Annotated in this window: 16 protein-coding genes; 4 read left to right on the top strand and 12 right to left on the bottom strand. The window is 64.9% G+C overall.

Going from position 1 to position 17,468, the window contains the following annotated elements; genetic code table 11:
• Nucleotides 1-24: 24 nt before the first annotated feature.
• Both IWX81_RS00530 and glgB read left to right on the top strand, forming a co-directional pair.
• Nucleotides 25-2,049, top strand: coding sequence for an alpha-1,4-glucan--maltose-1-phosphate maltosyltransferase (locus IWX81_RS00530; RefSeq protein WP_442977615.1), 2,025 nt, complete (start codon nucleotides 25-27; stop codon nucleotides 2,047-2,049).
• Nucleotides 2,049-4,226 carry a 1,4-alpha-glucan branching protein GlgB gene (gene glgB, locus IWX81_RS00525; RefSeq protein ID WP_199279346.1) on the top strand — a complete coding sequence of 726 codons (2,178 nt, stop codon included), beginning with the start codon at nucleotides 2,049-2,051 and terminating at the stop codon, nucleotides 4,224-4,226. The genes IWX81_RS00530 and glgB overlap by 1 nt, the downstream gene beginning before the upstream one ends.
• Here the strand turns inward: glgB and IWX81_RS00520 are convergent.
• From IWX81_RS00520 to IWX81_RS00510, 3 genes are read right to left on the bottom strand one after another with little or no spacing between them, the layout of a single operon-like run.
• Nucleotides 4,223-4,651 (bottom strand): hypothetical protein, encoded by a 429-nt coding sequence (locus IWX81_RS00520; RefSeq protein ID WP_199279345.1) that lies wholly within the window; start codon nucleotides 4,649-4,651, stop codon nucleotides 4,223-4,225. The two genes, glgB and IWX81_RS00520, sit on opposite strands and share 4 nt — an antisense overlap.
• Before the next feature lie 4 nt (nucleotides 4,652-4,655).
• Nucleotides 4,656-5,573 (bottom strand): co-chaperone YbbN, encoded by a 918-nt coding sequence (locus IWX81_RS00515; protein WP_199279344.1) that lies wholly within the window; start codon nucleotides 5,571-5,573, stop codon nucleotides 4,656-4,658.
• The gene (locus tag IWX81_RS00510) at nucleotides 5,570-7,327 is read right to left on the bottom strand and encodes a hypothetical protein (RefSeq protein ID WP_199279343.1); all 1,758 of its coding nucleotides are present in this window, start codon (nucleotides 7,325-7,327) and stop codon (nucleotides 5,570-5,572) included. The genes IWX81_RS00515 and IWX81_RS00510 overlap by 4 nt, the downstream gene beginning before the upstream one ends.
• Before the next feature lie 301 nt (nucleotides 7,328-7,628).
• Here IWX81_RS00510 and IWX81_RS00505 point away from each other — a divergent pair, with 301 nt between their 5' ends.
• A complete protein-coding gene (locus IWX81_RS00505; RefSeq protein WP_199279342.1) occupies nucleotides 7,629-9,545 on the top strand; it encodes a DivIVA domain-containing protein in 1,917 nt (638 codons plus the stop codon).
• A gap of 47 nt (nucleotides 9,546-9,592) precedes the next feature.
• On the top strand, nucleotides 9,593-10,654 hold the full coding sequence (locus IWX81_RS00500; protein WP_199279341.1) for an AI-2E family transporter: 1,062 nt from the start codon (nucleotides 9,593-9,595) through the stop codon (nucleotides 10,652-10,654).
• 7 nt (nucleotides 10,655-10,661) lie between these two features.
• On the opposite strand, the gene IWX81_RS00495 is transcribed toward IWX81_RS00500, so the two are convergent.
• From IWX81_RS00495 to rpsB, 9 genes are all read right to left on the bottom strand, one after another.
• A complete protein-coding gene (locus IWX81_RS00495; protein WP_334592474.1) occupies nucleotides 10,662-11,396 on the bottom strand; it encodes an alpha/beta hydrolase in 735 nt (244 codons plus the stop codon).
• On the bottom strand, nucleotides 11,393-11,695 hold the full coding sequence (locus IWX81_RS00490) for a hypothetical protein (RefSeq protein WP_199279340.1): 303 nt from the start codon (nucleotides 11,693-11,695) through the stop codon (nucleotides 11,393-11,395). Before IWX81_RS00490 ends, IWX81_RS00495 begins: the two co-directional genes overlap by 4 nt.
• A gap of 78 nt (nucleotides 11,696-11,773) precedes the next feature.
• Entirely contained in the window at nucleotides 11,774-12,469 is a 696-nt protein-coding gene (locus IWX81_RS00485) for a lytic transglycosylase domain-containing protein (protein ID WP_334592471.1), read from the bottom strand.
• Between the two features lie 46 nt (nucleotides 12,470-12,515).
• Nucleotides 12,516-13,067, bottom strand: coding sequence for a DivIVA domain-containing protein (locus IWX81_RS00480; protein WP_199279339.1), 552 nt, complete (start codon nucleotides 13,065-13,067; stop codon nucleotides 12,516-12,518).
• Nucleotides 13,068-13,112: 45 nt separating this feature from the next.
• Nucleotides 13,113-13,988 carry a phosphatidate cytidylyltransferase gene (locus tag IWX81_RS00475; RefSeq protein ID WP_199279338.1) on the bottom strand — a complete coding sequence of 292 codons (876 nt, stop codon included), beginning with the start codon at nucleotides 13,986-13,988 and terminating at the stop codon, nucleotides 13,113-13,115.
• On the bottom strand, nucleotides 13,988-14,539 hold the full coding sequence (gene frr, locus IWX81_RS00470) for a ribosome recycling factor (RefSeq protein ID WP_199279337.1): 552 nt from the start codon (nucleotides 14,537-14,539) through the stop codon (nucleotides 13,988-13,990). The genes IWX81_RS00475 and frr overlap by 1 nt, the downstream gene beginning before the upstream one ends.
• Nucleotides 14,540-14,620: 81 nt before the next feature.
• Nucleotides 14,621-15,334, bottom strand: a complete 714-nt coding sequence (gene pyrH, locus IWX81_RS00465; RefSeq protein WP_199279336.1) for a UMP kinase — start codon at nucleotides 15,332-15,334, stop codon at nucleotides 14,621-14,623.
• Nucleotides 15,335-15,482: 148 nt separating this feature from the next.
• Nucleotides 15,483-16,310 carry a translation elongation factor Ts gene (gene tsf, locus IWX81_RS00460; protein WP_199279335.1) on the bottom strand — a complete coding sequence of 276 codons (828 nt, stop codon included), beginning with the start codon at nucleotides 16,308-16,310 and terminating at the stop codon, nucleotides 15,483-15,485.
• A 65-nt stretch (nucleotides 16,311-16,375) separates the two neighbouring features.
• A complete protein-coding gene (gene rpsB / locus IWX81_RS00455) occupies nucleotides 16,376-17,440 on the bottom strand; it encodes a 30S ribosomal protein S2 (RefSeq protein WP_199279334.1) in 1,065 nt (354 codons plus the stop codon).
• Nucleotides 17,441-17,468 lie beyond the last annotated feature (28 nt).

The raw sequence follows: 17,468 nt of genomic DNA, 5'->3' as shown, positions 1-17,468 counted from the left end.
GACCGTGTGCGCTAACTTCGAAAGGTGGCAAAACCAAAAACTGACAGGGTGGTCTCGCCGGCCACAGACGTCCGCACGCCGGCGATCGGCCGCATCCCGATTCGCAATCTCTCCCCCCAACAACCCGAGAACCGCTGGGCCGCCAAGAGCTTCGTCGGTGAAGTCGTCCCCTTCACGGCGACGGTGTTCCGCGAGGGTCACGACCTGATCGGCGTACAGCTGTTACTGACGGATCCGGCCGGCATCGAGCAGGTGCACCGCATGACGCCCCTCGGCGCTGGCACCGACGGCTGGACAGTGGATGCCCAGCTCACGATCCCCGGAACGTGGACGTGGCGCATCAGGGCATTCACCGACGACTGGCACACCTGGCAGCACAACGCCGAACTGAAGATTCCCGCGGGGGTGGACGTGGACCTCATGTTCACCATGGCCGACGAGCTGCTGGTCCGCGCAGGGTCGCGCAAGATCTTCGTCAACGCCCGCCAGGCGCTGAAAGACAGCACCCTCTCCCCCGAGGGCAGGCTCGCCGCCGTCACCGATCCCGCTATCGTGGCGGCCATCGATGCGAAGCCGCTGACGAGCCTCGACACCCTGAGCGAGTCCCTGCCCCTGCGGGTGGAGCGGTCGAGGGCCGCGGTCGGTAGCTGGTACGAGTTCTTCCCCCGCAGCGAGGGTGCGAAAAAGGCGAAGGATGGATCCTGGGTCTCAGGCACGTTCCGTACCGCTGCGAAGCGACTGCCGGGGGTCGCGGCCATGGGCTTCGACGTGCTCTACCTGCCGCCCATCCATCCCATCGGTGTCACCAACCGCAAGGGCCCGAACAACACGCTCGACGCGAAGCCAGAAGACCCGGGCTCGCCCTGGGCGATCGGCGCTGCATCCGGAGGCCATGACGCCATCCACCCCGACCTCGGCACAGTGAAGGACTTCACCTTCTTCCTGGGGGCCGCACAGAAGGCCGGACTCGAGGTGGGGATCGACCTCGCCCTCCAGTGCTCCCCCGACCACCCGTGGGTCGCTGAGCACCCCGAATGGTTCACGACGCTTCCCGACGGCACCATAGCCTTCGCCGAGAACCCGCCCAAGAAGTACCAGGACATCTATCCCGTCAACTTCGATAACGACCCTGAGGGCATTCGAACCGAGGTGCTGCGCATCGTGGAGTACTGGATCTCGCTCGGCGTCAAGATCTTCCGGGTGGACAATCCGCACACCAAACCGCTCGCGTTCTGGGAGTGGCTGCTCGGTGTCATCTACGACCGTCATCCCGAGGTCGTCTTCCTCGCCGAGGCGTTCACGCGGCCGGCGATGATGCAGGGACTCGCCGGGGCGGGGTTCCAGCAGTCGTACACCTACTTCACCTGGCGCAATACAAAGCTGGAGCTCGAGGCGTACTTCGAGGAGGTGTCGAAGGAGTCAGCCGACTACTTCCGCCCCAATTTCTTCGTCAACACTCCCGACATCCTCACCGAGTACCTCCAGTTCGGCGGCCGGGGCGCCTACAAGGTCCGTGCGGCCCTCGCAGCAACCGCCTCACCCTCCTGGGGTGTCTACGCCGGCTACGAACTCGTCGAGAACGTGGCGAGGCCCGGCAGCGAAGAGAACATCGACAACGAGAAATACGAATACAAACAGCGCGACTGGGCTGCGGCCGACGCGGCAGGCACGACGCTGGCGCCGTATCTCACCCGGCTCAATCTCATCAGGGCTGCGCATCCGTCACTCAGGCAACTCCGCAACCTCGACGTGCAGTGGACCGACGACGAGTCGATCATCGCCTACTCGAAGTTCCTGCCGGCGAAGTTCACCGGCACCGGCTCCCCTGATGGCCTCATCATCGTGGCGAACCTCGATTCCCATGCCGTGCGGGAAACCGAGGTGCATCTGGACCTCACCCGGCTCGGCCTCGAGGCCGATGATCGCATCGAGGTCATCGACCTCATTACCGGTGACACCTTCACCTGGGGCCGCGACAACTACGTGCGCCTCGATCCATTCACCCAGCCTGTGCACATCCTGCGCGTCGTGTACCCGAAAGGAAACTAATGGCTGACACCACCAGTTCCGCTCTTCCCGAGCTCCACCCCGGCCTGATCGCCTCCATCGTCAGCGGCAGCCACCCCCAGCCGCACGACACCCTCGGCCAGCATGCCGTCGGGGATGGATTCGTGATCCGCGCCCTTCGCCCCCTTGCCGCCACCGTCACCGCTGTGCGTCGCGATGGCTCGCGCGTCGAGCTCGACCACGTCGCCGACGGGCTGTGGCAGGGATACGCCGCCGGCGCCGGCCAGGCCTATGAACTCGAAGCCACCTTCGACGGCGCACCCGACTGGTTGGCCGATGACCCGTACCGGTTCGTTCCCTCGGTCGGTGAAATGGACCTCTACCTCTGGGCTGAAGGCCGACACGAACAGTTGTGGCACGTTCTGGGCGCCCACTTCCGGCCGCACGAAGACGTCGTAGGCACGAGTTTCTCGGTGTGGGCTCCCCACGCCAAGGCAGTGCGGGTCGTCGGCGACTTCAACTCGTGGAATGGCGTCGGCCATTCGATGCGTCGACTCGACGACAACGGGGTGTGGGAGATCTTCGTCCCGGCCCTCCAGCCCGGCAATACCTATAAATTCGAACTCCTCACCCAGCACGGCGAGTGGGTCACCCGGGCAGACCCGATGGCCCGCTACACCGAGGTGTCGCCGGCGACAGGCTCGAAGGTCGGCCAGAGCCAGTTCGACTGGGCGGACGGAGAATGGATGGCGCGGCGCGAGTCCACCGACACGCCGAACGCTCCCATGAGTGTGTACGAACTCCACGTGGGATCGTGGCGCCCCGGGCTCGACTATCGGAGCCTCGCCATCGAGCTCATCGACTATGTGACCCAGCTCGGATTCACGCACGTCGAGTTCATGCCGCTCGCCGAGCATCCGTTCGGCGGATCCTGGGGCTACCAGGTGACCGGCTACTACGCGCCGACCAGCAGGTTCGGGCATCCTGACGACCTGAAGTACCTCATCGACTGCCTGCACCAGGCCGGCATCGGCGTGATCATGGACTGGGTGCCAGGGCACTTCCCGAAAGACGAGTGGGCCCTCGCCAGGTTCGACGGCGCACCCCTGTACGAGCACAGCGATCCCCGTCGTGGCGAGCAGATGGACTGGGGCACGCTGATCTTCAACTTCGGCGACTCGCAGGTTCGCAACTTCCTCGTCGCCAACGCGCTGTACTGGCTCGAGGAGTTCCACATCGACGGCCTGCGGGTCGACGCCGTGGCATCCATGCTCTATCTCGACTACTCCCGCGAGGAGGGCCAGTGGCTGCCGAACCAGTACGGCGGTCGCGAGAACCTCGAGGCGATTGGCTTCCTGCAGGAGGTGAACGCGACGGCCTATAAGCGCAACCCCGGCATCATCATGATCGCCGAGGAGTCGACGTCGTGGCCGGGTGTCACCAAGCCGACGAGCTCATCCGGTCTCGGCTATGGCATGAAATGGAACATGGGGTGGATGAACGACACCCTGAGCTACATGCAGGAAGACCCGATCAACCGCTCGTACCACCACAACCTGCTGACCTTCGGGCTCGTATACGCGTTCAGCGAGAGCTTCCTGCTGCCGATCAGTCACGACGAGGTCGTGCACGGCAAGGGATCGCTGCTGCACAAGATGCCGGGCGATCACTGGCAGAAACTCGCCAACCTGCGGGTCTACCTCGCCTTCATGTGGGCACACCCCGGAAAGCAGCTGTTGTTCATGGGCAGCGAGTTCGGGCAGCCCTCAGAGTGGAGCGAGGAACGCGGTCTCGACTGGTGGATCCTCGACCAGCCGATGCACCAGGGACTGCAGAAGCTCGTCACCGGCCTGAACCACACGTACACCGCGAGCCCGGCACTGTGGGAGCAGGACAACGACGCCGCCGGTTTCGAGTGGCTCGACGGCGGCAACTCGCTGCAGAATGTGCTCGCCTTCGTGAGATGGTCGCGCTCCGGCGAGCCGCTCGTCGGGATCTTCAACTTCGGCGGCAACCCGGTGGGCCCGTACCGCATCGGCCTGCCGTTCTCGGGAACGTGGGACGAGGTCATCAACACCGATGCCGAGGAGTTCGGTGGATCCGGCGTCGGCAACTTCGGTTCGGTACAGGCGCTCGATGAGCCTTTCCAGGGCCGCCCGGCTTCGGTCGAGCTGACTATTCCGCCGCTCGGCGGGCTGTGGCTGAAACCGCGCCGCTAGGGTCGACCATCAGGTTCGGTACGGCCGGCCTCATCTGCAAGCCTTCGGGCCAGGGGTGAGCCGGCCGTGACTGTCAGCATCCCGCTGACGAGGGAGCGACGGATGCCCCCACCCGGCGGCACGTCCCGTTCCCTGATCACCTCGCCGGTGCGGTAGTCGCGCAACTCGACCCCCTCGAAGTCGTACAGGGTCGAGTATCCGCCGGCTTTCTCGGCGGCGACGGAAGCGGTCTGGTACCGACCCACGCGCCAGAGCACGGCCGTCGCGATGATCACGATGACGACAGTGACCACCCCGAGCAGCTGTCCGGACAGCACCCTGGTGGCACCCAGTACCAGCACGAGGATCAGCACCACGAGCGCGACGAGCAGCACGAACCGACGCCGCAGCTCCCAGCGACCCGCAGAGACGACAGTGCCCGTCACGGGATCAGTAGAGCAGCAGGGTCAGTCGCCGGCGCGCAGCGCCGACGCGCTCGTCGTCGTGACCGGCGATCTCGAAGTAGTCGAGGATCCGGGTGCGCACGAGGTTCTTGCCCGCGGCGTCGAGGCTCGGGAAGAGGTCGAGCAGTCGTCCGAACGCGTCATCCAGGTGTCCCCCCGAGACATCGAGGTCGGCCACGGCCAGTTGCGCATCCACACTCTCCGGGGCGGCCGCCGCGGCCGCGCGGACGTCGTCTGCCGTGACGCCATCCAGTCGCGCCAGCAGCGACACCTGCGCCAGCCCGGCGACCGCGAGACTGTCGCGAGGATTCTGCGCGATGGCCGTCTCGTATTCCCTGATCGCCGTCGCGAAGTCACCGGTGGAGATCGCGTCGTACGCCTCCTGGTGGTGAGGCGGCAATGGTTCCTCGACAGGCTCGGCATCGGCGGCGGCCTCGGCATCCACCTGCACCGAACCCGTGACGTTGTTCTGGGCCGCGAGCTGGAGCACCTGGTCCATCACATCGCGCAACTCCGGGTCCGCGAGGGTGCCCGTGAACAGCTGCACCGGGCGTCCGCCGACGACGGCCGCGACGGTGGGGACCTGCTGCACCTGGAACGCCTGCACGAGCTGGGGGTTGGTCGTGGCATCCACGGTCACCAGCACGAGGCGGCCGCCGTACTGCGGCACGAACGTGGTGAGGGCGGCTTCGACACCCTGACCGTAAAACTCCACGATCACGGGAACCGTCGACGAGAGATCGAGCACCTGGGTGAATGTCGCATCGGTCGATGACCTGACCACTGCGCTGCTGGCGGGAGCCGATGGTCCGGCTGTTCCCGCGGCGGGCACAGCCGGCCTGACGAGCGACGAGAGGTCTACGGCGCCCCGAAGGTTGGCTCCGCCTATAGGTGCGTTGGTCATCCGATCTCCCCAGCCTTGACGAGCCCCACAGTGTAGCCGAGCAGCACGATCTTTCCGCCGCTGCCGGTGGCAGGAACGTAGAACAGCAACTGGTCACCATAGGTGGCGACCACTCCCTTGGAACTGACGGCGAGACCCGAGAGCGCCTTGACCTGGCCTGACGTGTTGACCGCTGCGCCCTCTTCGACCGGAGCGACCGTGGTGGTCTCATTGAGATTCACGGCGATCAGGGCACCGGCATCATTGGTCGCGAGCGAGATCGCCTCGGCCGGACCGATACCGCTTCCGAACGTCACGCTCGCTGTCGTGGGCAGGGCAGCGCGCTCTGACGCTTTATATCCAGCGCCCACCGCTGTGCGCAGGCTGTCTCCCTCGGCCTCGAAGTCGAGGTAGGACTCGCTCTCGACATCCTTGTCCAAGATGTCGGCATACGCGAGGGCGATCTCGGTGGGGGTGAGCCTGAGCACGGGGCTGTCGGGGAGCAGGCGCGCTGCGCCCACGTCCGCTTGGGCGACATCCGGGATCTTCTGTGATGGCTCGAGGGTCACGGCGTACTTGACCTTGTATGGGTCGCGCGCGCCATCCTGCTCGAGGAAGAGGGCGATCGACGGCACTGTCTCGTCGGTGTCGTCCTGGATCACGGCGAAGACCGTGCGTGGCCAGGTATCGGTCTGCTGAGGCAGGGTCAGCTTGACCGGCCCGGCGGGGATGGCAGGCAGTGCGGCGAGCGTCGGGTCGGCAGTCGTGATCGCGTAGTTCGCCGTGCGGATCTCGAGTGCTGCACCGGCGAACCGGGTTGCAAGCAGCGCCGGGTCCTTTGCTGCGTCGGCTGCGGCCGCGACGTTCGATACGTCTTCGATGATGCGCTCGGCCTGCGACACCGTGATGGCCGGCGGGTCGGCGACCGCCGCCTCGGCTCCGCCCGTTGTCGCCGAAGCGCTCGGAGTGGGTTTGGTGGTGGCCACGCCGGCGGAGAACGGGCCAGAGGTGCATCCGCTCAGCACGAGCGCACCGACCAGCATCACGGGCGCCGCAATCATGCCACGGCCGACGGCCCGGCGACCCACTGCCGGTTTGGCGATGGATGTGCGGGGAAGCTTGTAGCGCGGTTTGCGGGGAACCTTCGGCATCTTCAACTGCTTGCGTCGCGGACCACGCAGCTTACGCATGTGGGTGATCGCCCAGAGCAGGAAAGCGAGACCGAGCAGCAGCGCGACAGCGCCACCGACGATCAGCGGCCCGGAGAACGGAGTCGCGTTGTCGAGCGGCCACGCGACGCTGACGGTACCGGCGGCGGGTTCGACTCCATCCGACACGACGACGAACGAGAAATCGGAGGGGACACTGACACGAAGAGCGATCTCATCCTCGCTCGAGTATTCGTTCAGCCACAGGTCGGAGCCCGTGGGATCGGGCACCTCAGACTCGGCACCTCGAACGAGCGTGTCCGTCAGCTCCATCGATTCAGGGTCGAGGCCGATCTCGTTATGGGTGGTGTCTCCGACCCACGCCACGATATCGGTGGTTCGGCCGTACGCCGCGAAGATCGTATCCGCCCCGGAAATGCTCAGGGTCTGGTTGCCCTCGTACGCATTGAGCGCCGTTCCGTCCACGATCGTGACGGCGGAGTCCGTTGCGACGGAGGTCGACAGCACAGCCTCGTCAGGCTCGGCGAAGATGGTGCGTTGTGCAATACCTGCGCCGATCATGACGGCAGCTAGCACAAAACTGATGATGGCGAGTACAAATCGCAAGAATTGCTCCTTTCGCGCTACTCAGCCAGACAAGAGTCGTGACACCCTCCGCCACGGGAAGCGGATGCTCGCACTCGGGACGAGAGGAGGGGCTCCCCGGTTTCGGGGAGTCGTAGCAACAAAGACGTTCAAGAATAGCGGATGGGCCCGGGTGGTCCTAACGGATCGACTGGGAATTCCCTGCGCGTTTGCTGCGCGACCGGACGGGAACGCCCCACATCCCGTTGACGGTCACCGTCGATTCGCCGGCTGACCGGCACGCTAAACTCGCAGCGTTCCCCCCACCTTCCAAGGAGATGTCATGGCTGCTGACGACACGACTTTCGGCACCGAAATGCGCGGATACAAGAAGGAAGAGGTCGACAGGGCTCTCCAACAGCTTCGCGCCGAACTCATCAAGGCGAACACGGGTCGAAACGACTCGGCCAAAGAGGTGAAGCGACTGCTCGCGGTCAATGAAGACCTTCAGGCCGAGCTCGACGAGAGCGGGAGCCCGACGTATGCCGGACTCGGCACCAAACTCGAGAACACGCTGAGGGTGGCCGAGGAGCAGTCGACTCGACTCATCAGCCAGGCCGACATCGACGCAGAGAAGCTGCGCACCACCACCGCCGCCGAGGTGGCCAAGCTCAAGGCCGACGCGCAGGTCGAGAGCACGAAGTCGACCGAAACGGCAACAGCGGCAGCGCAGACACTGCTCGACGAGGCGCGGGCAGAGGCCGACGCCATGCTCTCCAGCGCCAGGGTCGACGCCGATGCTATGACGCAGGACGCGATGCGCGAAGCCGGCGCCATCCGCGGCGCTGTCGCCACCGAAGCTGCCGAGCTGCGAACCACCTCGAAGCGTGAAGCTGCCGCGCTGCGCGCGGAGGCCGAGCACGAGGCGGCCGAACTCAAGGCGACGGCGAGCAGGGATGCCGCAGAAGCGCGAGAGATCGCTGACCAACTCACTCGTGATTCCGAGCTGGGACGCGCGACTTTCGAGAACGAGAACGCCACCCTTCGCTCGGATCTTTCTCGAGACATCGAGCATGGACGCACGGATCTCGCGCGTGAACTCGAGACCGGCCGTGCCGAACTCGCAGCCGAGATCGCCAACGCTCGAGAAGCCTTCGAGAACGAATCGACGGCAGAACGTGAGAAGCTCGCGAACGACACCGCCAGGGCCCAGGATCAGTTGCGCATCGATACCGAGGCAGCGCGAGCCGACCTCGACGCCGAAACGGACGCTGCCACGGCGGCTCTCGCCGCGGAAACTGAGTCTGCGCGAGCAGCTCTCGCGGCGGAGACCGATGCCGCCCGAGTCGCGCTCGATACCGACACCGCCAATACCCGCGCCACTCTGGAAGCAGAGACGGCGACGGCTCGCGCCGCGCTGGAGACCGAGACATCCACTGCCTGGGCCGCTCTGGAAGCCGATACTGCTTCGGCCCGCCTCGCTCTCGAGGCCGACACCGCAGCGGCACGAGTGAGTTTCGAGGCGGAGACCGCCGCCGCGCAAAACACGCTGGCGAAAGAGAGGGCAGCAGCCCGTGCGACCCTCGAGGCCGACACCGCCGAGAAGCTGGCGAGCCTGACCGCCGAGATCGCCGAACAACGCTCGGCGCTCGAGGCCGAGATCTCCGGAGCACGAACGGCGCTCGCACACGACATCGAGAAGCAGCGTGCAGATGTTGCGCGTGATATCGAACGCCAGCGCGCCGAGCTCGCGAGCGAGGCCGAATCGACACGGGCCGCTCTCGCGCACGACACGGACGAGGCCAGGTCGACACTGGCCAGGGAGACCGAGCAGGCCCGCATCGACCACGAGCTCGACATGACCGCACGTCGCGACCTTGCCGAGAAGGAGTTCCTGGAGAAGCACCAGGAAGCCAGCAGCCAGACCCAGAAGTATCTCGACGAAGCCCAGGCCCAGCTCGCCGACCTCATCAGGCAGACCGATACGAAGCGCCAGCAGGCCAGCACCCTCGACTCCACGTCGAAGGCCACTGCCAAGAAGACCCGCGATGCCGCCGCTGCCAGCGCGAAAGAGGTGCTCGAGAACGCCGAGGCACGCGCGGCAGCCATGATGGATGACGCTGAAAAGCGTAGTTCGCAACTCGTGTCTGAAGCGGAAGAGCGACTCGCGAAGATTATGCTCGAACGAGACACCGTCGCCGGTTACCTCGAGAACCTGCGCGGTGTTCTGCAGCAGGCAGAGAAGATGTCTGCTGGCTGAATCTCCACCCACGACTGCAGACGCGTCGCCGACAACTGAGGACCGCCGTGAAGATCCATAACCCGTTCCTTTTCGGCTTACTCGGTGGACTCGGTGTTCTCGTCGCGATCGCTATCGGAGCGACCATCGGTTCGCTGGCGACGATCCTCACCTACATCGGAGCAGCGCTCTTCCTCGCCCTGGGGCTCGATCCGCTCGTCACGTGGCTAGAGAAGAAGAAGTTCCCGCGACCGATCGCCATCGCCACGGTTCTCGTGGCCGTGCTCGGCGTCTTTACCGGGCTTGTCTTCGCGATCGTCCCTGTGGTCACCGAACAGGTCCAGACTGCGATCAAGGCCACCCCCGGTCTTGTGAATGCCTTCATCGATGGCACACTCCGCGACAACATCGAGAAGGCCGTGCCGTGGTTCGACGTGCAGGGGGCACTCGACGGCCTTCAGGGCTGGGTGAGGACTCTCGATTTCACGTCCATCGGCGGCGGCGTACTGAGCGTCGGAATCGGTATCGCGACCGGGCTCACCGGCACGGTCATCGTGTTGATCCTCACGATCTACTTCGTGTCATCACTGACGAACCTCAAGCGCGGCCTCTACCAGCTGGTACCGGCGTCGAAGCGGCCCGGATTCATCTCCCTCGCTGAGCAGGTTTCCGCTGCCGTCGGCCGGTTCGTCATCGGGCAGGGTTCACTCGCCCTCGTGAACGGCGTGCTCTCCTTTGTCGTGCTCACCCTGATTCTCCCGGCGTTCGGGCTGCCGGTGAAGTATTCAGCGCTGCTGGCCTTCATCGCGTTCCTCGGGTCGCTCATTCCGCTGGTCGGCACCATCTCCGGCTCGGTGGTCATCACGCTCCTGGTGCTGCTGTTCAACGGACCCCCGAGCGTCTTCGTGGTCGGCATCTATTACGTCGTCTACATGCAGGTGGAGGCATACGTGCTGAATCCGCGAATAATGGCCCAGGCTGTCAAGATCCCTGGCGCGATCGTCGTGATTGCCGCCCTCGCCGGCGGCACGCTGCTCGGCATCCTCGGCGCTCTGATCGCTATCCCCGTCGCCGCGGCGATCATGCTCGTGATCAACCAGGTATTCGTACCGAGGCAAAACGACCTCTGACCGCTGGCTACGAACTCCAGGTCGTCGGAAGCGGGAGAACTCCGGGGTTGAGTCTCGCGACGATCTCGGTCAGCACGCGATACGTCTGATCTTCCCCGACCCACAGGTGCTTTCCCCCGTCGACGTTGACGAGTTCCAGTTCGGGGATGGCAGCAAACGCCTGTGCGGCCTCTGCTGGTCGCAGAAAGTCGTCGAACTCCGGAATCAGCGCGACGATGGTCGACTCAGTGCCCGCCCATGCGGCGAGTTCCGCGGCTGTGGTGGTGCGCAGCGGGGGCGACAGCAGGATGACTCCATCCACGGGATAATCGCGCCCATGGGTCAACACGACATCCGTGCCGAATGACCATCCGAGCAGCCACGGGTTCGGCAGCCCACGCTCGGTGACGAAGGCCATGGCCGCTTCGAGGTCGAGCCGTTCATCCACTCCGTGGCCGAATTCTCCTTCTGAGGTTCCCCGTGGCGATGTGACCCCACGGAAGTTGAACCTGAGCACGGCGATATCGGCGAGTGCCGGTAGCCTCGCTGCGGCCTTGCGCAGGATGTGCGAGTCCATGAATCCGCCGGCGGTGGGCAGTGGATGCAGCGTCACGAGCGTGGCGATGGGCTCCGCGTGAAGCGGCAGGGCCAGCTCGCCCACCAGAGTCAGACCGTCGCTCGTGTGGAGCTCCACATCCTCGCGGCGCGCGGGCAACTCGATACCACCGCGGATCTCGACCACACCAGGATGTCCGCTGGTCACGACTTCACCTTCCAGCAGTGCAGGTGCCAGTGGCGCCGCGCGGCGAGATCGTTCGATTCGCCCATGATCCCGTCGGCCCGCCAGGTGACCGTATGGGCGATGCCGACACCGATCTCGAGCCCGCAGCCGGGGCACACGTACGTTTTCGTCGCCCCGACAGCAGCCAGGGGCTGTACGTTCCACGCTCCATCACGCTTGTCTTCGATGCGCCGCGTCCCGGTCAGGGCTCGCGAGAGGTCAGGCTCGTCGTCGCTGTCGCCGCCGACGCGGCGACCTCGAGGGCGATTGGAACGTGGCATCCCTCCACTGTATGCCAGCGGGTTCCGAGCGGCGTGCGGTTCAGTCGTGCCCGTCGATGCGGGCGAGCTGGCCGGGGCTTAGTACCAGCCGTTGATCTCTGAGTGCTCCCACGCGCCACACGGAGTCGCGTAGCGGCTCGTGATGTAGCTGAGGCCCCAGGAGATCTGGGTTGCGGGATTCGTAGCCCAGTCGGCACCTGCCGAGGCCATCTTGTCGCCGGGCAGCGACTGCGGAATCCCGTAGGCACCACTCGACTCGTTGAAGGCGTACACGTTCCAGCCGGATTCACGATTCCAGAGCGCCACGAGGCAGCTGTACTGGTCGTCTCCCATGCCCATCGATGCGAGGATGCCCTGCGCGATGGCCTGAGCACTGCCCGGATCCGGCGTACCAGCCGCGGGAGCAGCGGAGGCCGATGCCTCTTCGACGACCACGACGGGAGGCGGCACGACGACGGGGTCGGTGATCGAGAACGCGTCTCGACCCGCCACAGACACAGCAGCGCCGGCCACTGTCACAGACTGCGCCACCCGGGGCTGGGCCGCGCGCACGTCGGCGAAAGCCGGAGCCTCGATCGAGCCGAATTCGACTCCTGATGCGGCGGCCGCTGACGACACCGAGGGTGGGGCGAGGATGACCGCGACGAAAGCAAAACTCGCCACCGTCGCGAAGACAGGAAGCGACCAGGCCGTGCGCTTATGCCGTCCCGAAACGTCTCCGCCAGCGCTCTTCATCTGCGCACGGAGTTCGTCAACTCGAGAATGTCTACCCACGATTATGAGATTTTAGCCCAGAAAGCTGGGAAAGTCGCACCCGGGGTCATTTGACCGCCAGCATCACGTCGATGACAGAGTCCAGCAGAAGGTCGACCTGCTGCTCGTTGTAACCCCTTTTCACCGTTCGAAAGACGACGGTGCGGACATGGTCGACGCTGAGAGTCTTGCCGTGCTGGAAGTAGCCGACCATCCGTTCGGCGAACGCATCCACGTCAGCGGGGTGGTATCCCGTGGTGAACGGACCGACCCTCGAGAACTTGTGTCCTTCGTCCCGAGCGAGCCTGTCGAGAATCGTTTGGGCCGAGCTCCGCGCCCTGGCGTACCAGGCGGCGTCGCCGTCACTGGCGACGACACGCTCCCTCTCCCGTGACGCGAACGCATCCTCCAGTCGCTCGAGGGCCGCATCGACATGGCTGGTCGAATATCCGCCCTTCTGCATGGCGAATGCCATGGTGCGGATGTTGTCGGCATCGAGCACATTGGGCTGGTCGGCCGCGGCGGTATACGCGCGCCGGGCCTCCTCGAGGAAGTCCTCGACCTGGTCGATGTTGTACCCGAGTCTGGACTTGCGGCTTCGCGGAAATGTTGTGCTCACCCCTACATTGTGCCGGAGAAGCTTCCGCGATACCTGACGACAGACCTACGTGAACATCAGGAAGAGCGCATACGCCGCCGCACCGGACAACAGCGAGGAGTCGACACGGTCGAGAAAACCCCCGTGTCCAGGCAGCCAGGTGCTGATGTCCTTGATACCGAGATCACGCTTGATGAGCGATTCTGCGAGGTCTCCCCCCGTCGCCGTCAGCACGAGTACCGCTCCGAGGATGAGACCGACCCACCACGGCTGCCCGAGCATGAAGATGGCCGTCAGGATGCCCGCTATGACGGCGGCAGCGACGGACCCCGCGAAGCCTTCCCAGGTCTTCTTCGGGCTGATCGTGGGCGCCATGGGATGCTTCCCGAAAGTCAGTCCCGTCGCATACGCCCCGACATCGACTGACACGACGACGATGAGGAAGGCGAGAGTCCAGAACTGGCCGCCCTCCTGGGCCGTGAGCAGCACGGTGAATCCCGCCATGAAGGCGATGTACATCATGATGAACACGCCGGCCCCGAGGTCGAGCATCACCTCTCGAGCCGAGGTGCGCGCCGTCGGCCTCACCAACTCAGCCAGCCGCCAGATGACGACCAGGGCGATTCCCGCCAGCGTCACGAGCCAATGCCCGGCAGCCAGCCAGTAGAAGGCGGCTGGCACGACCGCGAGGGCGGCGATGAGAGCGGGAACCCGAGGCACACGCCGCCCCGCGAAGCGCAGGGCACTCGCCAGCTCCCAGGCCGTGAATCCGACGAGCGCGCCGGCAAAGATCATGAAGAGTTCTTTGACGATCAGCAGGCTCGCCAGCAACGCGAGACCGAGCACCAGGCCAACGACGATCGCGCGGACGAGCGGCCTGCCGGTTCGCGCGTTGATCTTGTCGTTGGTGGCGCGAACCTGCGCCTCGAAGTCACTCGCCATCAGACCTCGAGCAGCTCGGCTTCCTTGCGCTTGAGGGCGTCGTCGATGGCGTCGACATGCTGCTTGGTGGCTGCTTCGAGTTCCTTCTCGGCGCGCGCGATCTCGTCCTCGCCGACCTCCTTGAGGTTGTCGAGGTCATCCTTCGCCTTGCGTCGGATGTTGCGGAGGCTCACTCGCGCCTGCTCGGCCTTGTCGCGCACGATCTTGACGAACTCGCGACGTCGCTCCTCGTTGAGCTCGGGCAGAGTCGCCCTGATGACGTTGCCGTCGTTTCCGACACTGGCACCGAGGTTGGATGCGCCGACGATGGCCTTCTCGATGTCCTTGAGTGCGCTCTTGTCGTACGGGGTGATGAGGAGGGTGCGCGCCTCCTGGTTCACCATGGAGGCGAGTTGCGCGAGCGGGGTCGGCGTGCCGTAGTAGTCGACGAGCACCTTCTGGAACAGGGCCGGATTCGCCCGCCCCGTCCGGACAGTGCCGAAATCGTCTTTCGCGGCCTCAAGAGCCTTTTGCATCTTCTCTTTGGCCTCTGCCAAAACGTCGCTGATCACGGCAACTCCTTTGCGTCTTGCTCAAGTTTAGAGGGAGAGCACCCCTGGGCCCGCCAGCCGGTCGGCTGCGCGGACTATGGACTAATTGGAAACGAGGGTACCGATGCGATCGCCGCGGATCGCCTTCGTCAGGTTGCCCGCGGGCTCCATGCCGAACACGACCATCGGCATCGAGTTATCCATGCAGAGGCTGAATGCGGTCGAATCGACGACCTTGAGCCCCTGCACGAGCGCTTCCTGGTAGGTGATCTCGTCGATTCTCCTGGCCTGCGGATTGCTGCGGGGATCGGAGTCGTACACGCCATCGACTCCGTTCTTCGCGACGAGCACGACCTTCGCACTGATCTCGAGCGCACGCTGGGCTGCAACCGTGTCCGTAGAAAAGTAGGGAAGCCCGGCACCAGCGCCGAAGATGACGACCCTGCCCTTTTCGAGGTGCCGTTCGGCCCTGCGCGGGATGTACGGCTCGGCGACCTGGGTCATCGAGATGGCCGATTGCACACGGGTGGCAGCACCGGCCTGCTCCAGGAAGTCCTGAAGGGCGAGAGCGTTCATGACGGTGCCGAGCATGCCCATGTAGTCGGCGCGGCCGCGATCCATTCCCCGCTGGCTGAGCTCAGCGCCCCTGAAGAAATTGCCACCACCCACGACAATCGCGATCTCGACATCGGACGATGCCGCTGCGATCTCTTTGGCGAGGGAGGACACCACGTCGGGGTTGACCCCCAGGGAGCCACCGCCGAAGGCCTCACCGGATAGCTTGAGAAGTACTCGGCGCTTGCGACCGTCGGTCATGGTTCTCCTTCGTGGGGGGTTCGATGGGGCGGCGATCACGCGCAGGTCTCGCTACAGGTTATCCCGACCGACCTGCGCCCGGACAGACCTCGAGCCTGCCCCGACGATCGCCGGTGGGCGATGCGGGACAGGCTCGGGAGGTGGATGGTTAGGCGCCGACCTTGAAGCGGGCGAAGCCTGTCACATCGATCTTCGCGTCTGCGAGAACCTTGCTGATCGTGAGCTTGTTGTCACGGGCGTAGTCCTGCTCGAGCAGTGCGACCTGCTTGAGGTAGGCGTTCACACGGCCTTCGACGATCTTGGGAAGCGCGGCTTCAGGCTTGCCCTCGCCACGGCTGATCTCCTCGACGATGCGACGCTCGTTCTCTACGTCTGCGGCCGGGATGTCTTCGCGGGTCAGGTACTGCGGGTCGGCGAACGAGATGTGCTGCGCAATGCTGCGAGCGGTCTCCGCATCGTCACCGGTGTACGAGAGCACGACACCGACCTGCGGAGGCAGGTCTTTGTTGGTGCGGTGCAGGTATACCGAGAACGTGTCGCCGGGAACCCGGATGACACGACGCAGTTCGACCTTCTCGCCCAGGATCGCGGCTTCGTCGTCGATCACTGCCGCGAGGGTCTTGCCCTCGGACAGGACGGCGAGTGCTGCCTCGAGGGTCTCAGCGCCGGAATCGGCGAGAGCCTGGAGCACGACGTTGCCCAGCGCGACGAACTTGTCGCTCTTGGCGACGAAGTCGGTCTCGCATGCGAGCTCGATCATCGTGGTGGCGGTTGCGCTCTCGACGGCGGCGATGAGGCCCTCGCTCGTGGAACGGTCAGCGCGCTTCGCGTTGCCCTTCGCACCCTTGAGTCGCAGGATCTCGACGGCCTTCTCGAGGTCGCCCTCAGCTTCGACGAGTGCGTTCTTGGTGTCGACCATGCCGGTGCCGAGGCGCTCGCGCAGGGCCTTGATGTCAGCGAGACTAACGTCTGCCATTATTCTTCCTCACTATTGGTCTGGCGCTGCCGATGCCGACAGTGCCGAAAAATGCGGTGCTGAGATTACTTCGCGGCTGTGGGCTTCTTGGGAGCAGCCTTGGCAGGGGCCTTCTCTGCAGCAGGGGTCTTCTCTGCGTCAGTAGCCTCGGCTTCGATCTTCGCTTCGGTCTCCTCGTCGGACTCGACGTGGTGCTCGGGAACGATGGTCTCGTCTGCAGCGGCCTCGTTCTTCGCGGCGACAGCGTCAGCGTCGTTCTCCTCGACGGGAACGGCAGCGGCGACGACCTCGGCGACAGCCTCGGTGTCTGCCGTGGTCGACCCGACGCGACCGTCGACGGCCTCGATCTTCTCGGCCTCGGTGGACGGGGTCTCCGAGGATGCGAGAAGCTCTGCTTCCCATGCGGCCAGCGGCTCGACCTCGGCGCCGTCTTCGGGCTTCTGGTGACGCTGGATGAGACCCTCGGCAGCAGCATCCGCGATGATGCGCGTCAGCAGGCCGACCGAGCGGATGGCGTCGTCGTTACCCGGGATCGGGTACTGCACGTCGTCGGGATCGCAGTTGGTGTCGAGGATCGCGATGACGGGGATGTTGAGCTTGTGCGCCTCGTCGATCGCGAGGTGCTCCTTCTTGGTGTCGACGATCCAGACGGCAGACGGGGTCTTCGTCAGGTTGCGGATTCCACCGAGGCTTTTCTGGAGCTTGATGAGCTCGCGCTTCTGGATGAGCAGTTCCTTCTTCGTGAAACCACGCGTGGTGTCGTCGAAGTCGACCTCTTCGAGCTCCTTCATGCGCGCGAGGCGCTTGGAGACGGTCTGGAAGTTGGTGAGGAGCCCACCGAGCCAGCGCTGGTTGACATAGGGCTGGCCGACACGCTGTGCCTGCTCGGCGATGGAGCCCTGGGCCTGCTTCTTGGTGCCGACGAAGAGGATCGTTCCGCCGTGGGCGACCGTCTCCTTGACGTAGTCGTACGTGGCGTCGATGTGCTTCAGCGACTGCTGGAGGTCGATGATGTGGCTTCCCGAACGCTCGGTCAGGATGAAGCGCTTCATCTTCGGGTTCCACCGACGGGTCTGGTGTCCAAAGTGAACGCCGCTGTCGAGCAGCTGGCGAATGGTGACAACGGCCATGACCGTGCTCCTTCTCGGCACGCTGCTT

Origin of the sequence: Salinibacterium sp. CAN_S4 (assembly GCF_015752305.1) — a bacterium.
GTDB lineage: Bacteria > Actinomycetota > Actinomycetes > Actinomycetales > Microbacteriaceae > Rhodoglobus.
The sequence above is the reverse complement of the archived record's forward strand: the minus strand, read 5'-3'. Positions and strand labels throughout refer to the sequence as shown.

Excerpts from the sequence above, each read along its gene's own strand:
- IWX81_RS00515 (WP_199279344.1), bottom strand. The coding sequence starts at position 5,573 with ATGACCAACGCACCTATAGGCGGAGCCAACCTTCGGGGCGCCGTAGAC.
- IWX81_RS00490 (WP_199279340.1), bottom strand. The coding sequence starts at position 11,695 with ATGCCACGTTCCAATCGCCCTCGAGGTCGCCGCGTCGGCGGCGACAGC.
- IWX81_RS00475 (WP_199279338.1), bottom strand. The coding sequence starts at position 13,988 with ATGGCGAGTGACTTCGAGGCGCAGGTTCGCGCCACCAACGACAAGATC.
- tsf (WP_199279335.1), bottom strand. The coding sequence starts at position 16,310 with ATGGCAGACGTTAGTCTCGCTGACATCAAGGCCCTGCGCGAGCGCCTC.
- IWX81_RS00505 (WP_199279342.1), top strand. The coding sequence starts at position 7,629 with ATGGCTGCTGACGACACGACTTTCGGCACCGAAATGCGCGGATACAAG.
- pyrH (WP_199279336.1), bottom strand. The coding sequence starts at position 15,334 with ATGACCGACGGTCGCAAGCGCCGAGTACTTCTCAAGCTATCCGGTGAG.
- rpsB (WP_199279334.1), bottom strand. The coding sequence starts at position 17,440 with ATGGCCGTTGTCACCATTCGCCAGCTGCTCGACAGCGGCGTTCACTTT.
- glgB (WP_199279346.1), top strand. The coding sequence starts at position 2,049 with ATGGCTGACACCACCAGTTCCGCTCTTCCCGAGCTCCACCCCGGCCTG.